General features: G+C 58.4%; 19 protein-coding genes. 6 read left to right on the top strand and 13 right to left on the bottom strand.

The genetic code is table 11. The features are described 5' to 3' along the window. Positions 1 to 91 precede the first annotated feature (91 nt). Positions 92 to 1,711 (top strand): GMC family oxidoreductase, encoded by a 1,620-nt coding sequence (locus VHC04_RS15395; protein ID WP_325682804.1) that lies wholly within the window; start codon positions 92 to 94, stop codon positions 1,709 to 1,711. Between the two features lie 76 nt (positions 1,712 to 1,787). On the opposite strand, the gene dnaA is transcribed toward VHC04_RS15395, so the two are convergent. The 3 genes from dnaA to VHC04_RS15410 all read right to left on the bottom strand — a co-directional run bounded on the left by dnaA (position 1,788) and on the right by VHC04_RS15410 (position 5,006). Further along, positions 1,788 to 3,245: a chromosomal replication initiator protein DnaA gene (dnaA, locus tag VHC04_RS15400; protein ID WP_325682806.1), complete on the bottom strand. Its 1,458-nt coding sequence runs from the start codon at positions 3,243 to 3,245 to the stop codon at positions 1,788 to 1,790. Positions 3,246 to 3,652: 407 nt separating this feature from the next. Then, positions 3,653 to 3,922, bottom strand: a complete 270-nt coding sequence (rpsT, locus tag VHC04_RS15405; protein WP_325682808.1) for a 30S ribosomal protein S20 — start codon at positions 3,920 to 3,922, stop codon at positions 3,653 to 3,655. Between the two features lie 184 nt (positions 3,923 to 4,106). Continuing rightward, the gene (locus tag VHC04_RS15410; protein WP_325682810.1) at positions 4,107 to 5,006 is read right to left on the bottom strand and encodes a cation diffusion facilitator family transporter; all 900 of its coding nucleotides are present in this window, start codon (positions 5,004 to 5,006) and stop codon (positions 4,107 to 4,109) included. 445 nt (positions 5,007 to 5,451) lie between these two features. On the opposite strand from VHC04_RS15410, the gene VHC04_RS15415 reads away from it, so the two are divergent. After that, a complete protein-coding gene (locus VHC04_RS15415) occupies positions 5,452 to 5,961 on the top strand; it encodes a hypothetical protein (RefSeq protein WP_325682812.1) in 510 nt (169 codons plus the stop codon). Between the two features lie 52 nt (positions 5,962 to 6,013). Here the strand turns inward: VHC04_RS15415 and VHC04_RS15420 are convergent, their stop codons facing one another. After that, positions 6,014 to 6,481, bottom strand: a complete 468-nt coding sequence (locus VHC04_RS15420; protein WP_325682814.1) for a hypothetical protein — start codon at positions 6,479 to 6,481, stop codon at positions 6,014 to 6,016. A gap of 333 nt (positions 6,482 to 6,814) precedes the next feature. On the opposite strand from VHC04_RS15420, the gene VHC04_RS15425 reads away from it, so the two are divergent. From VHC04_RS15425 to ppdK, 3 genes are all read left to right on the top strand, one after another. Next, entirely contained in the window at positions 6,815 to 7,672 is an 858-nt protein-coding gene (locus VHC04_RS15425) for a glycine--tRNA ligase subunit alpha (protein WP_325682816.1), read from the top strand. 61 nt (positions 7,673 to 7,733) lie between these two features. Further along, positions 7,734 to 9,776, top strand: a complete 2,043-nt coding sequence (glyS, locus tag VHC04_RS15430; RefSeq protein ID WP_325682818.1) for a glycine--tRNA ligase subunit beta — start codon at positions 7,734 to 7,736, stop codon at positions 9,774 to 9,776. Positions 9,777 to 9,786: 10 nt separating this feature from the next. Further along, positions 9,787 to 12,456 carry a pyruvate, phosphate dikinase gene (ppdK, locus tag VHC04_RS15435; RefSeq protein WP_325682820.1) on the top strand — a complete coding sequence of 890 codons (2,670 nt, stop codon included), beginning with the start codon at positions 9,787 to 9,789 and terminating at the stop codon, positions 12,454 to 12,456. A 124-nt stretch (positions 12,457 to 12,580) separates the two neighbouring features. Here ppdK and VHC04_RS15440 read toward each other — a convergent pair whose 3' ends face one another. Then, on the bottom strand, positions 12,581 to 13,069 hold the full coding sequence (locus VHC04_RS15440) for an Lrp/AsnC family transcriptional regulator (protein WP_325682822.1): 489 nt from the start codon (positions 13,067 to 13,069) through the stop codon (positions 12,581 to 12,583). Positions 13,070 to 13,239: 170 nt separating this feature from the next. Between VHC04_RS15440 and VHC04_RS15445 the strand changes: the two genes are divergently transcribed. Further along, positions 13,240 to 14,001, top strand: coding sequence for an arginyltransferase (locus tag VHC04_RS15445; RefSeq protein ID WP_325682824.1), 762 nt, complete (start codon positions 13,240 to 13,242; stop codon positions 13,999 to 14,001). A gap of 26 nt (positions 14,002 to 14,027) precedes the next feature. Here VHC04_RS15445 and VHC04_RS15450 read toward each other — a convergent pair whose 3' ends face one another. The 8 genes from VHC04_RS15450 to VHC04_RS15480 form a co-directional block, all read right to left on the bottom strand. Beyond that, positions 14,028 to 16,373: a fibronectin type III domain-containing protein gene (locus tag VHC04_RS15450; RefSeq protein ID WP_325682826.1), complete on the bottom strand. Its 2,346-nt coding sequence runs from the start codon at positions 16,371 to 16,373 to the stop codon at positions 14,028 to 14,030. After that, positions 16,324 to 19,701, bottom strand: coding sequence for a hypothetical protein (locus tag VHC04_RS15455; protein ID WP_325682828.1), 3,378 nt, complete (start codon positions 19,699 to 19,701; stop codon positions 16,324 to 16,326). The genes VHC04_RS15450 and VHC04_RS15455 overlap by 50 nt, the downstream gene beginning before the upstream one ends. A 99-nt stretch (positions 19,702 to 19,800) precedes the next feature. Continuing rightward, entirely contained in the window at positions 19,801 to 20,283 is a 483-nt protein-coding gene (locus tag VHC04_RS23170; protein ID WP_422662677.1) for a hypothetical protein, read from the bottom strand. Positions 20,284 to 20,358: 75 nt separating this feature from the next. After that, positions 20,359 to 21,441: a glycine-rich domain-containing protein gene (locus VHC04_RS15460; RefSeq protein WP_325682830.1), complete on the bottom strand. Its 1,083-nt coding sequence runs from the start codon at positions 21,439 to 21,441 to the stop codon at positions 20,359 to 20,361. 194 nt (positions 21,442 to 21,635) lie between these two features. Then, positions 21,636 to 22,319: a hypothetical protein gene (locus tag VHC04_RS15465; RefSeq protein ID WP_325682832.1), complete on the bottom strand. Its 684-nt coding sequence runs from the start codon at positions 22,317 to 22,319 to the stop codon at positions 21,636 to 21,638. Further along, entirely contained in the window at positions 22,309 to 23,442 is a 1,134-nt protein-coding gene (locus tag VHC04_RS15470; RefSeq protein WP_325682834.1) for a baseplate J/gp47 family protein, read from the bottom strand. Before VHC04_RS15470 ends, VHC04_RS15465 begins: the two co-directional genes overlap by 11 nt. Positions 23,443 to 23,819: 377 nt before the next feature. Then, complete coding sequence (locus tag VHC04_RS15475) at positions 23,820 to 24,338, bottom strand: phage baseplate assembly protein V (RefSeq protein ID WP_325682836.1); 519 nt, start codon at positions 24,336 to 24,338, stop codon at positions 23,820 to 23,822. 15 nt (positions 24,339 to 24,353) lie between these two features. Next, entirely contained in the window at positions 24,354 to 25,367 is a 1,014-nt protein-coding gene (locus VHC04_RS15480; RefSeq protein WP_325682838.1) for a hypothetical protein, read from the bottom strand. Positions 25,368 to 25,460 lie beyond the last annotated feature (93 nt).

Below are 25,460 nucleotides of genomic sequence, written 5' to 3' on the forward strand. Positions count from 1 at the left end.
CCCGGAAGCGCCAGACTTCCGATGATGGCTCTCCACTTCCGATGAAGGCGCTCCCTCGCTATAGCTGGCGCTGAAGGAGAGGAAGCGATCAATGGCGGAGTTTGACTACATCATCGTCGGCGCCGGTTCTGCCGGTTGCGTGCTGGCGAATCGGTTGAGCGAGGATCAGCAGTTCAAGGTGCTGCTGCTTGAAGCAGGGCCGAAGGATAGTTCGATGTGGATCAATATTCCCGCCGGCTTCGTGAAGTTGCTGAACAATCCAAAATACAACTGGAACTTCGAGAGCGAACCGGAGCCGAACATGGCGAACCGGCGCATTCCGATCCCGCGGGGGCGCACGCTAGGCGGCTCCAGCTCCATCAACGGCATGCTATACGTGCGGGGCAATCCGCTCGACTACAACACCTGGGCACAGTACGGGAATCGCGGCTGGTCCTATGAGTCGGTGCTGCCGTATTTCCGGAAGTCGGAGCATTTCGGGCCGGGTGGCGATGACAGCCGCGGGCGCGGCGGTCCCCTGCATGTCGACACGATGCGGGAGCGGGCGGAGCTGCTGGACGCATTCATCGATGCCGCGGTCGATGAAGGTTTCCCGCGCAACAGGGACTACAACAACGGCCACCAGGAAGGCTTCGGCTATTTCCAGGTGACTCAAAAGAACGGGGAGCGGTGGTCGACGGCCCGGGCATTCCTCAACCCGGCGCGTGCCCGGCCGAACCTCCAGATCGAAACCGAGGCGATGTGCGCGAAGGTGATCCTGGAGGGGAAGCGGGCGGTCGGCGTGGTATATTCGCAGAATGGCGGGCCGCCCAAGACCGTGCGTTGCAGCCGGGAGGTGATCCTGGCCGCCGGCGCTGTGAAATCGCCGCATCTGCTGGAGCTGTCGGGGATCGGTGCTCCGACGGTGCTGCAGGCGGCGGGCATTCCGGTGCTGCACGAGCTGAATGGTGTGGGTGAAAATTACCGCGACCATTATGCCCCACGCATGAACTGGCGCGTGAAGCTGCCGGTGACGCTGAACGAGCAGACACGCGGGCTGTCGCTGGCAAAAGAGGTGGTGAAGTACTACACCCGGCGGCGCGGCGCCCTGACCTTCACGGCGGGTATCGCATATGGCTTCGTGAAGACCAGGCCGGAACTGGAAGAGCCGGATGTGCAATTCCATTTCGCGCATGCGAGTTACGGCAATGCGCAGACCCGTGTGCTGGAGAAGGAACCCGGCATGACGCTGACGGTGTACCAGTGCCGGCCGGAGTCGAAGGGCTCGATCCATGCCAGGTCGGCGGACCCGAACGCGCCACCGGCGATCCGGCCGAACTACCTTGCCGATCCCTATGACCAGCAGGTCATCGTGGATGGAATGAAGATCGGCCGCCGGATTATCAACAACCGGGTCATGGACAAGTACCGTGCCTACGAAATGAACCCGGGCGACAAGGTCCAGACCGACGATGAATGGCTGCAATGGGCGCGGGAGACCGGTCAGACCACATATCACGTGATCGGAACATGCAAGATGGGGCCTGATCCGATGGCGGTCGTCGACGACACGTTGCGGGTGCACGGCATCGAGGGGCTGCGTGTGGTCGACGCCTCCATCATGCCGACGGTTCCATCCGGCAACACCAATGCCGCGGTCATCATGATCGCCGAAAAAGGCGCCGACATGATCAAGGCGGCCAGCGCCGAGGCCATGCGTTCCGCCGCGTAGCAAGATGGGGCGCGGGCCGTCGGAGTGTTCCTGGTGCCCGCCGCCTTCGTGCCCATGCTACGGCGTCGCGCGGCTATCAGGACTCCAGCAGACGACGCAGCAGCTCCACGTCTTCGGCGAAATTGCCGTCACGCTGCATCAGTTCGCTGACGCGGGAGACGGCGTGCATAACCGTGGTGTGATCCCGGTTGCCGAACTTTCGGCCGATCTCCGGCAGGCTGCGGCTGGTCAGTTGTTTCGCGAGAAACATGGCGACCTGCCGGGGCCGCGCCACCGCGCGTGCCCGCCGCGCGGATGACATGTCCGTCAGCCGGATGCTGTAGTGTTCGGCAACTTTCTTCTGGATCTCCTCGATCGTCACCCGGCGGTCATGCGCCTTCAGGATGTCGTGGAGAACCTCATGTGCCGTTTCCAGTGTCACCGAACGGCCGAACAGGTTCGCATGCGCGATCAGTCGGTTCAACGCTCCCTCGAGTTCCCGGACATTGGACGTGATCTTGTGGGCAAGAAACTCCATCACCTTGACCGGGATCGAGATCCCTGCCCTGGCGGCTTTCGCTTCCAGGATCGAAATGCGAAGCTCATATGTCGTCGTGTGCAGGTCGGCCACCATGCCACACCCGAGGCGGGTGCGGAGCCGGTGTTCAAGCCCGCTCAGATCGGACGGGGACTTGTCGGCCGATACCACGATCTGCTTCCCGGCTTCGACCAGGTAGTTGAACGTGTGAAAAAACTCTTCCTGCGTGTTGTCCTTGCCAATCAGGAACTGGAGGTCATCGATCATGAGCACGTCGACGCTTCGCAGGTGTTCCTTGAACTCCATTGTCGACTGGCTGCGAATGGCCGCGATGAAGCGATACATGAACTTCTCGGCCGACATATAGGCGACCGAGTAGCGCCGGTCGGTGCGATCCGTCAGCTCCCATGCGACGGCGTGCATCAGGTGCGTCTTGCCAAGACCGACGCCGCCATAGAGGAAGAGCGGATTGAAGCCGGGGCTTGACGGCTGGGCCGCGACGCGGCGGGCGCAGGCATAAGCGAATTCATTCGGTTTGCCGACGACGAACCCCTCGAAGCTGAAACGCGGGTCCAGGGCGGCCGCCAGATCCGGGCGCGGGTCCGCCCTCTCCTCTGCAATCTCCGCGTAGGACGCAGGAACCTGGCTGCCGCGATCGCCGGGCCGCGGGTTTGGGGCGGACGGCGCAAGATGCGTCGCGGTCCGACGAGGCTCGACAGCGGGGAGCGCGAGACTTTCCGTCAGCCCCACGGAACTCGCGTTGCCAGATTCGACACGGATATCGACGCGGCGCACAGCCGGATTTTCGTTCTGCCACAACGCGCTGATGCGATCGCCATAACGGCTGGAGACCCAGTCGCGGATGAAACGTGTGGGCAGCGTGACGGTGACCTCATCGCCGTCCATGCCGGACAAGGTCATCTGGCGCAGCCAGGTGCGGTAGATGACCTCTCCCACTTCGCCCTGCAGTCTGGCACGGATGCGGGTCCATTGAGCAGCAAGGTCCGGCTGTTCCACGATCCCCGTATCCGTCGCGGTCATCGCGTGCTCCCCCAAGGCTCACCGTTAGTCGGCGCAACAGTCTTTTCATCCGATGTTCCGGTCCGCGGTGCGCAGGACACAGCCACTCGGCACTCAATGACAACGAAGCGCTGTCATCGACCAATTTTGTTCGAACTCAGTATGTCAGGGATTGGGAACCAGGCAATGCGGATTCATGGAAACGAAGAAGCGAGCAACGAAAACGCAAGAACATTACTAATGTGTCATGCGAAACGGACGGGAATGTAGAGAAAACGATCTTCTTTTAGCGTCGCCCAGCACAATATTACTTGCTTCTGCAAGTAATATTGTCGCGCGGAGCCCGGGATGATGCCCGAGAGGCACAAACCGGTCAACCAGTTGGCCGACCGGCCACAGCCCCATTAACCCGCGGGAAGCGCCTTGATGCGGGCCGACAGGCGCGAGAGCTTACGGGCCACTGTGTTGGCGTGCACGACCCCCTTTCCAGCGGCGCGTTGCATTTCCGGTTGCGCGGCGCGCAGGGCTTCAACGGCAACGGAGCGATCGCCCCCAGCGATGGCGGTTTCGACCTTCTTGATGAAGGTGCGCATGCGCGACTTGCGTGCCTGGTTGCGGGCAGTACGGGTCGCGGTCTGGCGAATGCGCTTACGCGCTGAAGCGGTGTTGGCCATGAGTCCTGTTTTTTGCCGTCTCTTGATACGCTGGGATACGGTGCGGGAGTGCCGCACTGCTCCACAGCAGGAGGGCGGCGTTCTACGCACCCAGACAGGTCGTGTCAAGGCGGTTTATATCTACCATTGCGTGTATATTTCTCTGGATCCAATCCCGGAGGTCGCAAAGAATCCGCTTGGCTGATCACACGGTGATCTTCTGAACCTCATGACCAACGTGCTTGGCCTTCTCTTCGGGCTCGACATGAATGGTCACGAGAACATGGGGGATATCGGCTTTCAAAGCCGCCTCGATCCGGTCACAGATGGCATGGGCGTCCGCCACGCTCATGGCGCCAGGCACCACGAGGTGAAACTGGAGGAAGGTATGCCGGCCGGCATGACGGCTGCGGAAGTCATGAGCCTCGATCGCGCCGGTGCCCGCTTCCGCCACCACGGTCCTGATCCGTTCGACCACAGCCGGTTCGGGGGCCGCGTCCATCAGCCCACCGACCGATCCCCGTATCATCACCGTGCCAGACCATAAGACGTAGATACCGGTCGCCGCGGCGAGCAGGGCGTCGAGCGCGATCCAGCCGGTCAGCACAGCAAGCGCCACCCCTATCGCAATGCCGGCCGAGGTGACGACATCCGCAAGCAGATGGCGGCCATCCGCCTGTAACGCTGGAGAGCGCAGGCGCCGGCTGACGCGCAAGAGGATACATGACCACCCTCCGTTCAGCGCGGTGGCGACAGCATTCACTAGGATGCCGATCACCGGGAGCGACAGGTGCCGCGGCTGGACCCAGGCAAGCCATGCCTCATTAAATATAAGGAGAGCGGCGAGGATAATGAGCACGCCCTCGATCACCGCAGAGAAAAACTCGGCCTTGTCATGCCCATAAGGATGGCTCTCATCCGCCGGCCTGGCGGCGAAACGTAGCGCTGCCCAGGCGATCAGACTGGCCGCGACGTTGACGATGGATTCCAAGGCATCGGAGTAAAGTGCCGCGCTCCCGGTCAATCGCCACGCGAGCGTCTTCATACCCAGGACCGCGCAACCGACCGCGAGGCTACCGGCAGCATAGTGCTCGGCCTTGTTCATCGGGAGATTACGCAGCCGGGCGTGTTGCTTCCGGCTGCCCGCTTTTCCGTAGCCTTCCGGTGCACACGGCCATCCGGGTGGCATTGGCTTGCCTGAAAATACCGCACAGACACCACCTTTCTCGCCCGATCACATTGATTGGCATGATCGACCTATCCGGATCCATGCAGCATCCATGATACCGCAGGTCATGAAATCCAAAGGATGTCCATTGGCCCACCAAGATTGACCCTGCTCGGCAGGCCGGGCCCGTGTCCCTGGATCGAGGCCGATCACGCGAGAAAATTTGTGCACCGCACCATGCGCGGCAACATAGGTTGAGGACTTTCCGCAACGGCTATGGAATCATTCATTCAGCTATCATAGGGTGGGGATGAAAATTGCGCTGGCGAGGGAGCCGAGACAGCGCTATCCAGCGTACCAGCGTAAACAATAGGAGAGTCATATGCGTCGTTTGCTGGGAGTCGTCTCAGCCTTCGGTATCCTCGCTGCCCAACCTGTCGTGGCAGAACAGAGATGCCCCTCGCCGGCAGATCAGTCCATGTTCGAGGTGCAGGCGCTGCGCAGCGAACTGATGGTGCTGGCAACCGGTTGTCACTACGATGACCAGTACAACGCATTCATCCGGCGGTATCAAAGCGACCTGCAGGCCAACGAACGTGCCGTCAGTGCCTATTTCGCCCGCCATTATGGCCGGGCCGGGCAGACCGAGCACGACCGGTTCGTGACCGAGCTGGCCAATGCGAAGTCCCGTCAGGGGACAGAGCTGGGCGGTGATTTCTGTCCTCGTAACGGCCTGATCTTCAAGGAAGTTCTGTCGCTCGCCTCGGCAAGCGAGCTGCCGGAATTTGCCGCCGGTAAGGACATCATCCCTACGTCGGTCGATGTCTGCGCCACCCCGGCTCCGGCCAGCACCAAAAGCACGGCCTCGGTGCTGAGAAAGAAGCACAAGTAGATCTCTACCCGACACCAGGGCGTCGGCGCGATGCCGACGCCCTGCGTGGATCTCACTTCTTGCCGGTTGCGGCTGTCACCGTGACATTAACCTGGATGACCGCATTCCCAGGCAGAAGCTTTACAGCGAAGCTGTCCGGTCCGGTAAACCCGCGCTCTGGCCGGTAGTCGATCCTGGTGAAATCGCCGACTTCGTGCACGAAGACGGTCCCGTGCGTTGGCCGGCTTGTCAGAAGCCCGGCGCTAAATGGGCCGTCGCCGCGCTGCAGCGGCAATCCGCACCAGCCACCATCGTTGACAACGCCCATTGGTACGGCGGTCGTCTGGCCATCGGCGGGTGAAACTTTCGGCACCTGGCAGACTTTTGCCTCGCCCGTTACGTCGGCGGCAAATACCCGATTTTTTGATGCGCGGATGGCTTGCTCTGGGCCACATGCCTGCAGCAGCCCGGCGGTCGCCAGAAGGGCGATCCAGGGCGTTAAGCCGCGCAGACGCCGCGAAACGGGACGAACTTCTATCATGGCAAGTGCCTTCGATTCCTTCTGACGCGGCCGCGGTCGAAGGCGGCCGATTCGTGCGATAAACTGGTGCAGGAGACACATACCGATTGCCGCACGTATTGGAAGCCACTCTTGTGTGCGAACATGACCGCGGCAGATCAACCGGGACCTCAGGCGAGTCACCTTCGTCTGAACAGGCTGCACGCGGTCAGCCCACGCCGGTGCCCTGGCCGGCGGACGTCATCCCGCCACGGAGGTGACGTGCTGCATTGCGAGGAAGCCCGCCGCGCACAACTTGCCCGAGCGGATTGAGGGTGCTTAATGACGCCGCCACAGCCACTTGCCAGGATCGCGATGTCCGAGACCGTCCTCAGTTTTCAGGCATTGATCATGCGGCTGCATGACTTTTGGGCGCGACAGGGCTGCGTCATTTTGCAGCCGTACGACGTGGAAATGGGCGCCGGCACATTCCATCCGGCCACGACGCTCCGGGCGTTGGGCGCGAAACCTTGGCGAGCGGCGTATGTTCAGCCTAGCCGGCGCCCGACGGACGGCCGCTATGGCGAAAACCCCAACCGTCTGCAGCACTACTATCAGTACCAGGTGATCATGAAGCCCAGCCCTGCGGATGCGCAGGATTTGCTTCTCGCGAGTTACCGGGAGATCGGGCTGGACCCGCTACGCCATGATTTCCGCTTCGTCGAGGACGACTGGGAAAGCCCGACCCTGGGCGCCTGGGGCTTGGGATGGGAGGTATGGTGCGACGGCATGGAGGTGGGTCAGTTTACCTACTTCCAACAGGTCGGTGGTATCCCGGTCACTCTGCCGAGCTTCGAGATGACCTACGGGCTGGAGCGTCTGACGATGTACGTCCAGGATAGGGAGAATGTCTTCGACATCGATTTCAACGGCGCCGGCGTGACATATGGCGACGTATTTCTGCGGTCAGAACGGGAGTACAGCGCCTATAATTTTGAATTTGCCGACACTGCCATGCTTGAGCACCATTTCATGGACGCGGAAAGGGAGTGCGCTGCGCTACTCGACCGCCATCTGGCGCTACCCGCCTATGATCAATGCATCAAGGCCAGCCACCTGTTCAATCTGCTCGACGCACGCGGTGTCATCAGCGTGACTGAGCGGGCGAGCTATATCGGAAGGGTGCGGACTTTGGCAAAAGGCTGCTGTGAGGCCTGGGTCGCTGGCGAGTAGCGCAGCCACCATACCGTCGGATGCAACAGGCTGGTCGCCAGGAGATGAAAGCGTAGTCTGAATGCCGGAATTGTTCGTCGAGCTACTGAGCGAGGAAATCCCCGCGCGCATGCAATGCGCGGCCGCCGCCGATTTTGAACGCCTCGTGCGCGACGCTTTATCAGCAATTGCACCCGAGCGAATCACGACATGGTTCGGGCCGCGCCGGCTAGCTCTGTGTGCTTCTGTCGCGACCGAGGTCGCCGCGGCCACCGGCACCGAGCGAGGGCCGCGGCTCAACGCGCCAGATCAGGCGCTGGCCGGCTTCCTGCGCAAACACAATGCAGAGCGTGCTCAGCTGCGCCCGGAGGGTGACTATTGGATTCTGGATAAGCGTTCTGCCGCCGTGCCCGCAGCAACGCTGATCGCGGAAACGATGCCAAGCTTATTGCGCCGCTTTCCCTGGCCCAAATCCATGCGCTGGGGTCGAAGCCACTTCGCCTGGGTCCGTCCCCTGAGGCGTATCACGTGCCTTCTGGACGGCGCGGTCGTCTCGTTCGACCTCAGGGACGGCGCTGACGACGGACACGGGCTGATCTCGGACAATCAGACCGAGGGACACCGATTTCATGCGCCTGGCGCATTTCGGGTCGACAGTGCCGACGATTGGCGACGACAGTTGCTGGAACGTCGTGTCCTGGTCGACGTTGACCACCGCAAGCAGGTCATTACCGATCGCATTACAGGCCTGGCAGCGGAGAAGGGGCTCACGGTCGTGGAAGATGGACCGTTGCTGGAGGAAGTCGCCGGACTCGTGGAGTGGCCAGTGCCGCATCTCGGACGCATCGCGGCGGAGCATATGGATCTACCGCCAGAGGTCATGCAGGTTTCGATGCGGGTGAACCAGCGCTACTTTGCGCTGCGCACCCCGGATGGTTCCGCTGCTCCCTGGTTTGCCTTCGTTGCCAACATTCAGGCTGACGATGACGGCGCCACCATCATCGCCGGCAATGAACGGGTCTTGCGCGCACGCTTCGCAGACGCTCGGCATTTCTGGGACCTTGACCGCAAATCCCGGCTAGAGAGTCGTATCCCCGCGCTCGATACGGTAACCTATCATGCGAAGCTCGGAAGTCAGGGCGATCGGGTCAGGCGATTGGTTCGCCTCGCCAATCACATCGCGCCACTCGTCGGGGCAGATGTCGAACACGCGCGACGCGGCGCCATGCTGGCCAAAGCTGATCTTGTCAGTGGCATGGTGGGAGAATTCCCCGAGCTGCAGGGTACCATGGGGCGCTATTACGCCTTGCATGACGGGGAGCCGATAGAAGTCGCCGACGCCATACGCGATCACTATGGACCGAAAGGCCCGGCCGAGGCGCCGCCGACGGCGCCTGTCTCAGTGACGGTCGCGCTGGCCGACAAGATCGATCAACTTTGCGGCTTCTTCTCGATCGGCGAAAAGCCGACAGGGTCTGGAGATCCCTACGCCCTTCGCCGAGCCGCTTTGGGTATCATTCGGATCATACGTGAGAACGGCTTGCGAATCCGGCTGCGTACGCTTCTTGCGCAGGCAAGCGACCCACAGACCTCCGCCGCGGTCTTTGCGTTCATCAGCGAAAGGCTGGTCGTCCAGCTCCGTGCCGAAGGGGCAAGGTACGACATCCTGAATGCCGTACTCGGTGCAACCAGCCTTGCAGGCGGCGATGATCTGGTCTCGGTTCTGGCGCGCGTGGAGGCCATCGCGGATTTGCTGCGCACGCCCGACGGGGAAAGCCTGCTGGCTGGGTACAAGCGGGCTGCAAATATCCTTCGGATAGAAGAGCGCAAGGACGGACCGCATTCCGGAGCTCCCGACCCGGAATCACTCGTCGATGACCGCGAGCGTGCATTATTGGCGGCAACCAATGTGCTGATCGCATCCGTCGATAACGCGCTGCATCAGGAAGACTATCACGCCGCGATGCGGTACATGGCCAGGGTACGCGCGCCGCTGGATGCATTTTTCGATAGCGTAACGGTGAACGCACCCGAACCAGATTTGCGCCGCAATCGGTTGCGCCTGTTGCACCGGACCAGGTCCGTGATGGACCAGATCGCAGATTTCTCTCGGATCGAAGGCTAAAGAGGGCCGCATGACCAAGTGGGTTTACAGGTTTGGCGCCGGTCTGAATGAAGGCCGCGCGGATATGCGCAACCTGCTGGGTGGCAAGGGCGCAAACTTGGCAGAGATGGCGTCGATCGGTCTGCCGGTCCCGCCCGGCTTCACGATCAGCACGGACGTCTGTACCGCGTTCTACGAAAACAACCACCGCTACCCGGAAGATCTGAAATCCCAGGTGGATGAGGCTTTGGCCGCTGTTGAGGCCGCGGTCGGATTGAAATTTGGCGATGCCGCCAAGCCCTTGCTTGTTTCAGTTCGCTCCGGGGCGCGTGTGTCCATGCCGGGCATGATGGATACGGTGCTCAATCTGGGGCTCACGGACCACACTGTGGAAGGTCTGGTCGCGGCATCCCAGGATGCGCGGTTTGCGTGGGACTCGTATCGCCGTTTCATCCAGATGTACGGTTCGGTCGTGCTGGGCGTCGACCATCACCGTTTTGAGGAAATTATCGAGCACGCGAAGCTGGAAGCCGGCGTGGTCGAAGACACAGCCCTGAAGGCAGATCACTGGCGACAAGTTGTTGGCAGCTACAAGGATCTGGTTCATCAGGAGACGGGTAAGCCGTTCCCGCAGGACCCGCACGAGCAATTGTGGGGAGCGATCGGCGCGGTGTTCGGGTCGTGGATGAATCCGCGCGCCATTACCTATCGTCGACTTCACGACATTCCGGCGGAATGGGGCACCGCGGTCAACGTCCAGGCGATGGTGTTTGGGAACATGGGCGATGACTGCGCGACTGGCGTCTGTTTTACCCGAAATCCCTCGACCGGCGAAAATGCCTTCTATGGGGAATATCTGGTCAACGCCCAAGGGGAGGACGTGGTCGCCGGTATCCGCACGCCGCAGCCACTATCAGCCGCGGCAGCCAAGGCTGGGGAAACGCCCCTCGAACTGGCCATGCCAAAGGCTTACGCTGAACTGCTCACTGTCCGCGAGACGCTGGAAAAGCACTATAAGGACATGCAGGATATCGAGTTCACCGTGCAACAGCACAAGCTCTATATGCTGCAAACTCGAAACGGAAAGCGCACGGCTGCCGCATCCCTACGCATGGCGGTGGAGATGGCGCGTGATGGCCTGATCGATCAGTCGGAAGCGGTGAAACGAGTGAATCCCTCCTCGCTCGACCAATTGCTTCATCCCATGCTGGACCCGAAGGCTCCGCGTACGTTGCTGGCCAAAGGTCTACCGGCGAGCCCGGGTGCCGCCGCAGGCATCGTCGTGTTCAGCGCCGATGAAGCAGAAAGCAGGGCGAGCAAGGGAGAAGCGGTGATCCTGGTCCGGGTGGAGACCAGCCCGGAAGACATTCATGGAATGCACGCCGCTCGTGGCATCCTGACGACACGCGGGGGAATGACCAGCCACGCGGCTGTCGTGGCGCGAGGCATGGGTCGTCCATGCGTTTCTGGTGCCGGTGGAATCAGTGTCGACTACAACAATCAGGTACTTGTAGCCGGTGGACGTGAGATCCGGGCTGGCGAGACGATCACTCTGGATGGCGGCACGGGAGAGGTTTACCTCGGCTCCGTCGCCATGACTGAACCGACATTGTCCGGTGATTTCGGAACCCTCATGGAATGGGCGGATCAGTGTCGCCGCATGAAAGTGCGTGCCAACGCGGAAACGCCCCTTGATGCCGAGACTGCGCGGAAGTTTGGAGCGGAAGGCATCGGGTTGTGCCGGACGGAGCATATGTTCTTCGATCCGGAACGCATTCTGGCGGTGCGACAGATGATCATCTCCAACACGGAGAGTGGGCGGCGCGCCGCGCTGGATCGTCTGCTCCCGGTTCAGCGGGAAGATTTTCGGAAAATATTCACCATCATGGCAGGCTTGCCGGTCACGATCCGCCTGCTCGATCCGCCATTGCATGAGTTCCTACCTCATGGCGATGCCGAGTTGCAGGAAGTCGCCGATAGTCTCGGTACCGATATCGACACCATCCGCCGCCGAGCCGTCGAATTGGCAGAAGCCAATCCGATGCTCGGCCACAGAGGCTGCCGGCTGGGGATCACTTATCCGGAAATCTACGAGATGCAGGCCAGGGCGATCTTCGAAGGGGCTATCGCCGTGGCGAAGGAGACGGGCAGCGCGCCCCATCCCGAGATCATGATTCCTCTGGTGGGCATGAAGAAGGAGTTGGAAATCACCCGAGCTCAGGTTCAGAAGGTCGCCACGCAAGTATTCAGCGAAACCGGCATGAGCATTGAATACAGCATCGGCACCATGATTGAACTACCGCGCGCGGCCTTGCAGGCTGATAAAATCGCTGAATGCGCGGACTTCTTCAGTTTTGGGACAAATGACCTGACACAGACCGTCTTTGGTCTGTCGCGTGATGATGCTGGCAAATTCCTCCCCCACTACGTCGAGGCGGGGATCTTGCCGAAGGACCCCTTTGTCTCCATCGACATCGAAGGTGTTGGAGAGATGGTGCGCATCGCATCTACCAAAGGTCGTGCAGCGAAGCCACACCTGAAGCTTGGCATTTGCGGCGAACATGGCGGCGATCCGGCGTCGATCGCTTTCTGCGAGCAGGTAGGGCTCGACTATGTTTCATGCAGCCCGTTCCGCGTGCCTGTCGCGCGCCTCGCGGCGGCACAAGCCGCACTCGGCGTGGCAGGCGATCGTACAGCGTAGGCGCAGAAATCGGAAAGAGGTCTGCGCATCCGGCCGATGATCGGCGAATGGCCCGCAGTGCATTGGGGCGCCATGTAACGGGGCGGCGGCCTATACCGTCCGATGCACGCCAGAAGGCCCGCGTTCAGGTTTCGAGAGGAACACCGGCTAGATTCTGGCTGGTGCGTATCGTTTGAAGCGTCTGGACGCGGCTGACTGTCGGGGAACCAGTCAATCGCTGCGTCAATTGGTTTTCATGCGCGGTGTCACGAGCAACCAGCCGAAGCAGGAAGTCACCCCCGCCCCTGATCATGTGGCATTCACGAACCTCTTCCCATTCTGCCACAAGCTTCTCGAAGGCCGCCAAAACGACGTCCTTCTGACTGTCCAAGCCGACGATGACGAAGAAGGTTATCTCGAATCCCAGAGAGTGGGGATCAGTCTCAGCATGGTAGCCCCGGATGACGCCAGCATCCTCCAGTGCACGAACGCGACGAAGACAGGGAGGTGCAGAAATCCCCGCCTTTCTTGCGAGTTCGACATTCGTGATGCGCCCATTTTCCTGCAAGGCGGCTAGAATTCGCCGATCGATGGCATCAAGAACAAAAGGGGTCTCAGCGTGCGGCGATGTCATGGGCTGTTGAAGGCGCGTTCCTCGAATAGTTCGACAATCTTATTGCGTACCTTGACGCTCGGAAAGCTGCCACAAACTGCGTTCCCGACATTTCACTCAAAGCGCCGGTTCCCCGTCGCTCTTGACGTTCAAGAGGCCGGTTTCGAACATAGAGTTGGAAGATGGCCGTCATGACCTACAGACCCCCGCACCGTCCGCATTTCTTTTATACGACAGCGCCCCTACCCTGCCCGTACGTCTCGGGTCGGACAGAACGAAAGGTGGTCACCGAAATTGTCGGACCTGACGCCGAAGGGCTTCACGACCGCCTCTCCAGGGCGGGCTTTCGCCGTAGCCACAATATCGCCTATGCGCCGGTTTGTCCGGCCTGCCAGGCATGTGTCCCGATCCGGATCCCGGTTGACACCTTCATCCCTGGCAAGACATTTCGGAAAATCGCGAGGCTCAACAGCGGACTTGATGGGTTCCGGGTTGCTGCACGGGCGACAGCGGAGCAATTTCATCTCTTCCAGCGCTATCAACAATCACGCCATATCGATGGAGATATGGCGAGTATGAGCTTTTATGATTATCGCGCGATGGTCGAAGACACCCCCATCAAGAGTTTTATTGTAGAGTTCCGCGACCGGACTGACCACCTCATCAGTGCATGCCTGACTGACAAGCTGGCAGATGGATTTTCTGCAGTCTATAGTTTCTTCGCACCAGAACTGGCGACATACTCGCTCGGCACACACACAATACTGTGGCTCATCGAGCAGGCTCGCCAGTCAGGATTAGCTTATGTCTATCTCGGCTATTGGGTACCAGATAGTCCAAAAATGTCTTACAAGGCCAAATTCAAACCGGCTGAAATACTTATCGGTGGAGCCTGGCGTTCGTTGACAGCCGACGATCCCTTATGCCTGCGGCTTCCAATGTCTCCAACGTGACGAACCCATCGGACCAGCACGGAAAATCATTGTAGCTGGAACGGCGTCGGAGATACGCAACTTCCCGCAATATTCCCATTGCTGTCCTTCGCGATAGCCCAAAGATAGTAGCTTCCGGCTGAAGGCGGAAATGCGACAGCCCAAGTGTACCAAAGCGCGTGTCCATCCAGGGACAACCCGTTGGTTCCGTAGTTGGTGATGGCCGGCACTATGGTATTACTGGCAGACCACGCAAAGCCGACCGATGCTGGCACCGGATAGGCGCCGTCTGCTGCAGTCGAGTTGTCACTGACATTATAGCCCGACTGAGGTTGACCGTTTGCCATCGTGATCGTCATTCCAACCCACCCGAGGCTGGGAGATTGCCGTGTGGGCGCCGGTGTCAGCTTGTAAAGACTGGTCGACGACGCCGTCGTAGCATTCGTGGCCGAAGCGGTATAAGCGCCTGTTGCAGCACCGTTGACCGCCTGGATCTGAAATTCGTAGGTCGTACTCGGCAGTAAACCAGTGACGGTCAAGGTTGTAGCCGCAGATGTAACCTCAGTCCAAGCGGGGCCGTTCTGGACACGATACTGGATGTTGTATCCCGTGACGCTTCCGGACGGTGCCGACCATTGGATTGTCATGCCGGTACTGGATGTCAACGAGAAGGAAATATTCGTCGGAAGGCCTGGGGTCTGATTTGCAGAGGCTGTCGTCGCCGCTGGATAGGATGAAGTTGGACTATAGGCGCTGGTGCCGGCTGCATTCGCGGCGGCAATCCTGAACAGATAGATTGTTCCTGGGGCTAAACCGGAGACTGTGCCACTTGTCACTGCCCCGACCGTTGCTGCAACCGACCAGGTTACCCCGCCATCCGTACTGGCTTGAATATTGTATGAGGTTGGTGTTCCCCCGGAACTGGGAGCGATCCATCCCAGGGACACAGACGTACTAGCGACACCGCTGACATTCAGTCCGGATGGCATCCCGGGCGCGACTGTTGCAGCTGTTGCGGTACTGATACCGGATAACACAGTGAAAGCTCCGGTTACCCCACCGGACGTGATTGCCGCGACCCTTACGTCATAAGAGGTACCTCCGCTCAATCCCGAAATAGTCACCAAGAGGGTGGTGATAGTGTTGCTGACCGTGAACCAGGTATCCGCCCCAGCCAATCTATATTGCGCTACGTAGCTGCCACTAGCCGCCCCAGTCGTAGGCGCGCTCCACGAAATCGACAAAGTGGTTGCTGTGCTGCTCGTCAAGACAAGATTACCGACCGGGCCTGGCAACGCTGCAGTAGTCGTCGAAGTGCTATTTGCAGCGACGGACGCCAACACAAGCGTACCGGTACTGGATGTTACCTGGAAGAGCCGAGCATGGGCGCAACCGGCAATGCCGGTGCCGTTGTCGGTCGCTACTATGCCATTACCCCAGATAACCGATGCCCCTGCCGTCGATATGACATCACAAGAAAAGCCATTGCTCATCACAGGGCTATTCGGTGTCAACACGACACCCGGCGCTGTCACAGTAAGAATTTTCCCATTGTGATCTGCATAATCCAGCGTGGTATTTGTGGTTATCTCCATCATCGGCTGCTGATAACGACAGAAGCTCGTGGCTATCCACGTCCAAACCGCCGCAAATTTCTGGGATGCCATCGTGCTGGAACCCTGCGCGATCCAGATTTCGTCCGTGTCCGCGATGGCTCCTCCCAATGGCGCCTGATCGATCGTAAGGCCATTCAAGAATGACGCATAAGTTACCCCGACAGCCGTTCCATATTGGCTAATCGGAACGATGTCTCCTGCGTTGACAGCACTCACGCGATCCAAGGTGGCTATGGAGCTTGAGGAAAATCCAGTCGTCGTCCCTCCCCCTGTACCGCCAGCTGAAATGACACCGTTCGCATCGATTTGAACGTTATCGCCACCTGAGAAGAGCCCTCGCAGCAGCGTAGCCGGCATCAGCATCTGCGTGCCACCATCCGAAACCACGACACCGGCATCCGGCATCAGGGTAGACGCTGTCGGGAACATGGCGTGATCGGCTCCGGTGGCGACGATGGTGCCATCCGAGAGCAGCAAGCCTATTCCTAGATCAATACTTTCTGGAGAGCCCGCGCCAACACTCGACCGGCCCAACAACGCACCGGTAGGAACGATAATGGCCGGCTGTGTGGACGCCAGGAGTTCACCGATCGATACCGAGCATGCACTGCCATTTTGGCTAATGAGCACTTCATCTTCAGCGAATGGGGTCGTTACCAGTGGCAGCTGGGAGATTGTCGGCACCGTTTCGTTTCCCTCTATAAAATGGAATGGACGACTATTCTGGTCAGGAGACGACGGCGCTCCCGCTGGAAGCCGATATCCATCTGCTTCCATCGTAGTACACCTGGACGCCAGTCCCAGCGCCCGCACCCTCTGACGGCTTGCGACCATTCACCGCGAGAGCCAACGCGCCGGTACTGACACCACTCGGAAGGCTGGCGACTGTAAACGATGGTAGAGTCGGTGGTGCAGACCACCTGGGGCCGACCGCATTGGTTCGAAAGACTTCACGCCATGTATTTACGTTGTCCGAAATAACATGGTATCGATCATTCGTCTGAAGGACGATCGGGCCGTTATCGATATAGTTTCCGTTCGCGAGTGCGATCGTAACTGCACCGGAGCCCAAGTTGGAGAATGTGTAGCCGCACCCTGCGGCAATGGCACTGGCCGCCGGCAACGTGAGTGTAATCGGACTGGACGCCACCACGAAGCATATATTGCCAACCATATATGCCGGCACCGCAGTCGAAGAAGTAAATACGCTTTGAAACCCGACAGAAATCCCCTTACCGATCACCGTATTATAGTTGGAGTTGCTAAACCGAAGGACGCCCAGCGAGCTGTCATACCAAAGGCGGTTCGTGCCACTTGCCTCAAAGGCGATCGCCTGTCCCGCAGCCATCCTCAATACTGGCGCAGAACTCAATGAAGTGGCGTTACGCGTATCGAGAACCGCATTAGAAAATGGAATGCCCACCTCAAAGACGTTCTTTACGCTTCCGGACGATCCGTATGCCAGATATATGCCTATCGCATTGGTTACTTCCACCGGAAGCCCTGAGGTATTGGCTTGCCCCACTACAAGGCTTTGTATTTGGCGACTATTGGCGTCATCGGCACCATTGCCATACCAGTCCATTTCAACCGTTAACGATGCGGCAGTCGAACTCGACGGCAGACCAGTCACATCGCGATACTCCAGGCACGCGCACCACAACTCCGGCTGTGGAAGATATGATCCGGTGCTGCTGGGATTGGCCGATATCCGCACTGTCTGTATATAGCGTGCTACGTGCTGAGCGGTAGACATCCCCGTCGGCGTCTGAGTTCCTGCCCATAGCAACCTGTCCAGTCCGCCCCAAACGAAGTTAGCCGGGCTGCTTGTGATGACTGTATCACTACGTTGGTTCGTAATGACAGTACTAGTACCGCCATTGTGTGTGACAATATAGCATGATTGCTGGACTGCCAGATCGGTGGAGGCTGAAGAACTTTGGGATACGCCCACGCCGCCGAGAGTGTTGCCGACGACAATGCCAGGTAACATGTAGCTACCTAGTCCGCCGCCGGTAGGAACAGCCGATGCCAGAGGTGTCCCGTCCGTCAGTGTTGTCCCGTCAACAAGCCATTTCACCCGCTTCGTGAGCGATATACCCCACGTTCCAGGCTGCTGGAGCTTGACCACACCAAATGGAACATAGATGGCACTGCCGGCTGCAGCCGCTTGATACGCCGCCTTGAATGCCGCGGTATCGTCTGTCACGCCATCTATGGCGGCCCCATATGGCGCCATGCAGACGTTAATGACCTTATTCGGCCCGGGATTGGCATCAACATACTGCTTCGTGGCAGCCTGCAGCGGTGCAGTTGGATTGCCGACCAGAGTCAGCGTACCGCTGAGGGAGCCGCCGCGAAGCGACAGCGCGGTTGCAAGCTGGCCGTCCACATATTGCTTATTGGATGCATGGGCCGGCTGCGTGGGCGATACCCCGAGGGAGAGAACCCCGGATACGGACCCTCCGCTGAGCGGGAGAGCCGTTTGCACCTGAGCATCCACATATCTTTTGGTGGAAGCGTGCACAGGCAGAGCGGGATCAGCCACCAGCGCCAACATACCGAGCATCGATCCACCGGCGATCGGTAAAGCGCCTGCGACTGCCATATCGACGTAGTTTTTGGTGGCAGCGCCCGTAGCCACGGTCGGATCCGCGGCAAGCACGAGCGGTCCGGCCATTGTGTCGCCAGCTCGCAGGATCCGTCTGTCCGCGTATTGCTTGGTAGTTGCCTGCATGGGCAATACGGGATCGGCCGCCAAGCTGACAGCTCCGCTAAAGGATCCCCCAGCCGTCGTAACCGCACTCGCAAACTTGGTATCGACATATTGCTTGGTTGTAGCCTGCAACGCCGAAGTCGGATCGGAGGCTAGCACGAGACTACCCGTCAGCGTATCGCCAGTCCGAGACAGCTTTAAATCCGCGTATTGCTTCGTGGTCGCCTGAAGCGCTGTCGCCGGATCACCCGCCAGTATCAACGCGCCCGACAGAGATCCACCTGCTTTCGAAACCAGGCCACCAGCCTGCTGATCGACATAGTTTTTGGTGGCAGCGTGGCTCGGAGAGGCGGGATCGGCAGCCAGGCTCAGCATGCCGGTGAGTGTATCACCTGATCGCAAAAGCCTGTAATCGACGTACTGTTTCGTGGCCGCCTGGGCCGCCACTGATGGGTCGCTTGCGAGAATGAGACTCCCTGTCAGGGTCCCACCCGATTTTCCGACTGTCGTCGAAACTTGGGCATCGACGTAGTTCTTGGTTGCGGCCTGCAAGGAAGCCGTCGGGTCGCCGGCAAGCGACAAAATTCCGGTCATCGTATCGCCGGATCGGGCGATCTTCTGATCGGTGTATGATTTGCTTGCAGCCTGCAAGGCCACCGTCGGGTCAGCCTTCAAGTACAGGCTTCCGGACAATGACCCGCCAGCAAGAGGCACAAGCGCAGAGGCAACCGTATCCACATACCCTTTGTTGGCTGCCTGCAGCGTGAGCACAGGAGCCGCTGCGAGCATTAGACCACCGGTCAGAGAGCCTCCCGAAATTGCGAGCCCCTGCGATGCGGAGTAATCGACATAAGCCTTGGTGGCAGCGTGCCGGGCCGTTGTGGGATCCGCTGACAGGCTCAGCATTCCCGTGAGCGAGCCGCCAGCTTTAGTCATCATATTGCCGGCGATGCTTGCCAGAGACTGAGGCGTCCCTGACACTGCCGTTACTAATCCATTTGATAGATCAACATTCGAGACTTGGCTGAAACCGCTCCAAAACTGGCCATAAGAGATAGCCTTATCGGTGCCGCCCTGAGATATCGGGATCAGATCCGAACTACTCGGCACGAGCCCGCTTTGCAGCTGGTTCACCACAAACGGGCTGGCTGATGCGGCTAGAGTAGTACCGTTGAACGTCAGGTTTTGGCCGATAGATATCGCTTCCGGTGCGCCAACACCCGAGCTCACTCTTCCCATAAGGGTCGCGGGCGACAGGAGCATTTGGCTTTGGTAGCCGTTCAGGATCTGCGATCGACTTACCTTTCTTGCAGTCCCTCCCTGGCTGACGATAAATTCATCAGTGTCTGAAGCTGAACTTGCTGGGGCAAGCTGATCAATTGTCGGCATAAACGGGCGATCCTTAGACCCACTGTACCATGACGCACAATGCACCATGGAAAGCAGTAGCACACGATTTCATTAATTGAAGGGGACAGAGTTTCGTAGTCACACAGCTACGATGGGATTTCCGTTCTGATCAGTCAGTGCGGCACCAGTTGACGTGAGAATAGCGTTACCGGGTACTGGCGGAACCGACAGCAGGATTACAGGGAGGAGGATAGTTCTCTGTAGAGTTCTTCCCCCATGCGTGCCGATATTGAACGTTACATTGTATGTAGTTCCAGCCTGCCCGCCAGAGAACCAAAGTACCACCCGGCTGCCGTCGGTCGTAGTACTCTGCAGCGTCAAGTCACCCGTTGCCGATGGGGAGACGTTCACGTCGAGTGTGGCAATGCCATCAGCATCATTGCCAATAATAGCAGGACCTATATCCAACATGTAGTCCAGAACATCACCCGGATCCTTGGCCGGCCAGTTCAATGGAGCTGGTGCAACAGCTGTGGATCCTCGCGGGACCGGGACGAACGAATCGATCGTAACCAAGCGCGCTTGACTAGGCTTCCAGAGATACGTGGCTGCTGTCGACATTCTTGAATATATTTCTCAGATTGATTTGCGGATATTTAATTCTTCGTTATCAGTGGGTGTCACTTTACCGCGGGCTTACCACCGAACCACCACAAAGCCGCCCGCTCCGGCCGCACCATCGTACGCTGTCATGCTGTTCACCCCGGTTCCAGCGCCCGCGGCGCCGCCCCCCGGAAAGATGCCGGGATTGGCCGAGGTACCGCTATTCTGTACGCCGCCGAAAGGCGCAGCTCCGCCTAACCCACCCTGGTTGGCAATGCCGGCCTGTCCAGCCGAACCTGTCAGATTGACGTCACCACCGACCCCGAATCCTCCGGGTGTCGCGCCATTCTGCGGCTGCGCCGCAGTCGCCAGATAGTTGGTGGAACCCCCCGTTGCACTAACGAACGATCCAAAACTCGATGTACCGCCAGCAGTCGGAACAGCTCCGGCCACAGTACCTCCAGAGCCACCGGCTCCCACAGTCACCACAACAGACTGGCCAGGGACCATGCCGGTGATACGCTTCCTTGCATATCCACCACCCGCTCCACCTCCGCTGGGCAGGCCGGCTACTGACGCATAGCTTCCTGATCCACCGCCCCAGACCTCAACCTCCAGTTGGGTTACGCCAGCAGGTACGGTAAAAGCACCGCTGCTTGCAAATGTCTGGACGCCCGATCCGAAACCTGGCGCCAGGGTCGGCAGCTTCCAATTGACAAAAGGTGCGGTAGCAATCTGGCTAATATTGGATGCGGTGATCTGCGTTTGACCATAGGAGACCGCCACTTGATACAAGGGTGTCCATCCTGCGTCGGCCGCCGGCGTCACCTGGTGACCAGTATCCGCGGCCACGCCCGGCTTGACTTGGATCTGCACAGTCTGGGCGCGCAGTGTATTCTGGGCGCTTCCTGAGTTATTCGGACCGCTGAATGTCTGCGCTGGATTACTAGCATTGTAGTAAGGAAGGACTGTAGGATTGATATCTGTTTCCAGAAAGGCTGCCTCGACGAGGTAGTTTATTGTCTGCCCGACACTGGCAGGAGCGACCAAATTATATGTCGATGTCGCCGTATTACAGCCCATCTTCACAATAAGATCAGCAGGATCCGCCGCGAGGGTTCCATAATCCGACGCATCGATCGACGCTAGCTGTGTAATACTGCCGGGGCCGATCATTACCGAAAGTGATGGCGGACTTGTCGCAGTGCAGCTAAGGCCATCGACGACAGTGTTTGATCCGAATACAGCCTTCATGAGAAACCCGAGGGCTGTCATAACATTCCGGTTAATACTTAGAATATCCGTATCCAGCGGTATTGCGCCCGGATATACTATAATTCGATCCATTATATTCTCTTTTGAATACTATTTTACCGAATACGAACCCAAGCGGTGACCCCGACCGGCAGGACTTCCCGAACAAAATCGAGTATATCTAAATCACTCAGTGCACCAGGAAGCAACGCCAGATCGGCATATGCGCACTGACCGACACCATAGCCGGCAGCGGAAACAGAGTACCCGGGGAGCGAAGAGAGTCCGGATATGATTGGCCTATCAATGATCGCAAAAAACTGGAACGGAAGACTCAGACTACCCCATCCACCGGCAATTCCATAACCTGCCGTGGCGACAATGCCGGCTGGACTAGCTGAGCCCGCCCCATAACAGCCGGTGTCCGACGACTTGGCAGGTTCGAAAATCCAAGGCGCATGTCCAGTCAGGTATTCGACCGCGTCCATCACGGCCTTCCGGGTCGCCGCCGGCCGAAACAGACGATATTTGATCCTTGATCGGTAGGATGGGTCCATTTCCCCCTCCAACCTAGCCACGCTATTCCCAAAAAAGTCTTTTGCAACCAAATCCAGCCAGCTTCCCGTGGCCGTCGAGATCCGGGCCTGCTGCGTGACATTCCTGATTTGGCTGTAAATCCAAGCCAGCGGCGTAGCGAGACCCGAGAGAAGCGCGTCAAGGTTGGGACTGGTGTCGGCAAACCAACGAAGCGGAAGCAGGGCTTTAAGCCGAGCCTGCAAATCCTTGGCGTCACCCGACATTTATTTGGGCCGTTATTTGTCCGGGACGGAGTACGGCGCCTGCAGAAGCGACGATGTCCACGGATCCGCCATTCAAGGAGATGTTTGACACGTTAGACACTCCCGGAATGTTTGCATAGAGACTCTGGGCAATACGAGTGATAGATGCCATTCCTTCAAGCGGTATCAGACTAATATAATTTTCGATCGCACCCGCTATCGCGCTCTGTGTGGGAGTTGCTGATCCGACCTCCATCTGTATCGTGACCGTGACATTGACAAGCTGAACAGTTGGTGGAACGACATTGAATGTAACTCCAATAGGCCGAACCGCTTCGATCGCGTCTGAGAGGGACGACAGAAGATCCTGGTTCGGGTATCCGGTTCCATCATCAATGATGACCAGAAAGGAACCCGCACGCTGTTCCCCGTCCGGTAAAGTGTTCTCTTTGATTTTGTACGCCAACCCTTGCCGAAAACTCGATATCACCGCGGCTATGGCTGGAGCCGTCGCCTTTGACAACCCGGCAAGATAATTCCGAAAACGTACACGAAATCCCGCATCATCCTCCGTATCAATCCCATTAGCAAAGGCAACAGAGTTGGTAACCTGGTCGACACCGGATAATGAGGACGCGATCAAGGTCACTGTATTGGCCATAACATTCCCGATACTACCGGAAGATTGGCAGACAACGGGAACATCCACCGATGCCACGCCAACTGGTATCGTATATCCCAATGAATCCGCTTGCCAGGTCGAGTTTGTCGCGTCCGCAGTAACCGAGAATGTGACATTCCCATCGCCAGTCTTCACGATAGTGCCAACCGGTACAAAAGCGGTCAGGTTTGTTGAAAAACGCGAAAGAGTTATGGTGCCGGTAGCCGCAATCGCCGGAAGCCGAGCTAATCCAAAATCATTCATCCAGGAGTCCAGATCGGCTCCCGTTGACGTCGATGCCCTTGTCATGCTGAGAACCTGAAGCACCAGCCATTGTAGCCAGAGGACTAATCCGGCATTGGCCTCGAAGATAGCCCTGACGACCGAACCAATCGAAACGTCTACCAGAGATGTCGCCGCACCTTGAAGGGCCACGACCATATCCTGTACCAATTGCGCGAATGACTTGAGAGGTAGCTGCACAGTCCTATCCTTGTGGAACGGTCAGTCTGGTAGACTGACCCGACTCAGCATCCGAATACACGATCTCAGCTGCGAACGTACCGCCGGCTACATTTAACGGTGCGACACTAACCGACGGGATGGGTGCCTTCGCTACGGAAGCCTCCATGTCCAGTTGAGTCCGAATAATCGACTCAATGCGCGCCGGTTCGACTGGCTCTCCTACCAAGAGAGCTAGGCCGCCGCCGAATGATAAATCCCAAAGATAATCGCCTGGATTGGTCAGAAGCCGGCGTATCACTCGTTGATTCGTTTGCAAGACACCCGAAGAGAGAAGAAGATCACCGCTAGATCCGGCGACCAGATCTGAATTCCACTCCAGAAAGATATCCGTCATGCTAGTCGACCGAGTTGGTCGTTGAGGTAGTCCCGCCCCGAGAGTCCACGTGTGCATGCTTATTGTAGTTCGCTCTCAGGCTGGAGAGCGCGCCATGACGATCATACACGTCGCCATCTACATGGAGATCGCCGCTGACCCGGATAGTACCGTCGCCACAAAGTTTCAGATAGCTCCCGGAATTATGGACAAGCCACAATTCGCCTTCCGGCGCAGGTGGGGGCCTCTGCTTACTCGAATACGCACAACCGATCACCACGCCCTGCTCTGCGTCCCCTTCCTGGGCAATCAATAGAACCTGATCTCCAGGCGAAGGCGGACACACCATGCCCCAACCATTCCCGACCCAGGGTGAAAGCATAGGAAGCCACCCTGACAGGACCCCATCCGGCTGGATAGTAACCTTCACATTCCCGGTCTGCACATTCACCGAGCTGACAGTTCCAAACTTTGCTTGACCTGCTCGGCGGCTTAAGTCACTCACATGGCTCTTGATCGCGCTCGCTAGCCTGTCGCTCATATCTGTCACCCATCTTCAGAGCGTATAAGGAACGGCCGTAACAAATTGGACCGACCCTGATGTCGTACAAAATAGCCGTTCTACACAATCCACCCGATAAAGGCCGTCAAATGACGTTCCTGTATCAATAAGGGAGATCAGTCCGCGGGGACTAATATTGAGGTTCCAGGGCATTTCAATGCGGGCGATAGTATTGAGGCGGCTGATCTCCCGTGAATACATCAAGGCCTTGGCATCCGCCTGAGCCGCCGTAAGATTGGGCTGGGAGAAAAGATAACCCGTATTATCCGCGCTCAAACCCGTAACTTCCGCGCTGGTACCCTGTCCCCACCCCTTGTAGGCCGAAAGCTGTTGACTATCCCAAGTCTGTATCTGCACGAGTGGTGTCGTACTGAGGGTAGTATTGTATTCGAATTGTGTCCGGATAGTATCGGTCAGGTGCAACGTTATCGGTGCCGATCCAGATCCCAACGCAGGGCCGAAGTACAATGTTCGGTCCTTAACATAAACGTCGAACCCCTGCTCTCTCGCCAACTCCACAATAAGGTCCCAGTTGGATCGAAAGCGCGAATGATCGCCGAGGCCAAGCCTTGCATACCCATCCGCGAAATAGCGGCCTACCAAGCCCTCAGTAGGGGTGACCTCGGCTAAGAGACCATATCGACCCGCCAGCAAAAACACAACTTCTGCAGCAGTTTGATTTACAAAATCCTGCTGTACATAGGAGTCTATTAATAGGGCAGACAGGTCCCGTCCTTCTACCGAGAAAACACCGAGTACCGGATCAATTGTTATCTTATCTATATTCCCATATATAAGAGATGCCTCGCCCTTAGCGGAATCGTCCCAAACGACTATTTCCAAATTTGATTGCGACATGCCAAGGAGTGTACCAATATCCGATAGCGGTGCGCTTCCATAGGCGACAGATATCGAAAAGGAGTCACTGGAGAAGTAATTGTTGGAGACGATAGAGGCGCGGAGCAGGCCATCTATTGACTGCCCGTCGATTCGAAGTCCTAACTTCAATGCTTTGGACCAGGGTTATTGCGAGCCTATGCCGTCGGCATAGGAGGCCGATGGCGGTGGTATGATGAGCGTTGTCAGATCCTGGATCATTGG

The sequence above is a fragment of the Rhodopila sp. genome (assembly GCF_035548095.1).
Taxonomy (GTDB): domain Bacteria; phylum Pseudomonadota; class Alphaproteobacteria; order Acetobacterales; family Acetobacteraceae; genus Rhodopila.

Bases quoted from the DNA above. Each gene is read 5' to 3' on its own strand.
- VHC04_RS15420 (WP_325682814.1), bottom strand. From the start codon at position 6,481: ATGATAGAAGTTCGTCCCGTTTCGCGGCGTCTGCGCGGCTTAACGCCC.
- VHC04_RS15425 (WP_325682816.1), top strand. From the start codon at position 6,815: ATGTCCGAGACCGTCCTCAGTTTTCAGGCATTGATCATGCGGCTGCAT.
- VHC04_RS15410 (WP_325682810.1), bottom strand. From the start codon at position 5,006: ATGAACAAGGCCGAGCACTATGCTGCCGGTAGCCTCGCGGTCGGTTGC.
- VHC04_RS15460 (WP_325682830.1), bottom strand. From the start codon at position 21,441: ATGATCGGCCCCGGCAGTATTACACAGCTAGCGTCGATCGATGCGTCG.
- VHC04_RS15455 (WP_325682828.1), bottom strand. From the start codon at position 19,701: ATGCCGACAATTGATCAGCTTGCCCCAGCAAGTTCAGCTTCAGACACT.
- glyS (WP_325682818.1), top strand. From the start codon at position 7,734: ATGCCGGAATTGTTCGTCGAGCTACTGAGCGAGGAAATCCCCGCGCGC.
- ppdK (WP_325682820.1), top strand. From the start codon at position 9,787: ATGACCAAGTGGGTTTACAGGTTTGGCGCCGGTCTGAATGAAGGCCGC.
- VHC04_RS15395 (WP_325682804.1), top strand. From the start codon at position 92: ATGGCGGAGTTTGACTACATCATCGTCGGCGCCGGTTCTGCCGGTTGC.
- VHC04_RS15465 (WP_325682832.1), bottom strand. From the start codon at position 22,319: ATGTCGGGTGACGCCAAGGATTTGCAGGCTCGGCTTAAAGCCCTGCTT.
- VHC04_RS15450 (WP_325682826.1), bottom strand. From the start codon at position 16,373: ATGGAAGCAGATGGATATCGGCTTCCAGCGGGAGCGCCGTCGTCTCCT.
- rpsT (WP_325682808.1), bottom strand. From the start codon at position 3,922: ATGGCCAACACCGCTTCAGCGCGTAAGCGCATTCGCCAGACCGCGACC.
- VHC04_RS15445 (WP_325682824.1), top strand. From the start codon at position 13,240: ATGACCTACAGACCCCCGCACCGTCCGCATTTCTTTTATACGACAGCG.
- VHC04_RS15415 (WP_325682812.1), top strand. From the start codon at position 5,452: ATGCGTCGTTTGCTGGGAGTCGTCTCAGCCTTCGGTATCCTCGCTGCC.
- VHC04_RS23170 (WP_422662677.1), bottom strand. From the start codon at position 20,283: ATGTCGACAGCAGCCACGTATCTCTGGAAGCCTAGTCAAGCGCGCTTG.
- VHC04_RS15440 (WP_325682822.1), bottom strand. From the start codon at position 13,069: ATGACATCGCCGCACGCTGAGACCCCTTTTGTTCTTGATGCCATCGAT.
- VHC04_RS15475 (WP_325682836.1), bottom strand. From the start codon at position 24,338: ATGAGCGACAGGCTAGCGAGCGCGATCAAGAGCCATGTGAGTGACTTA.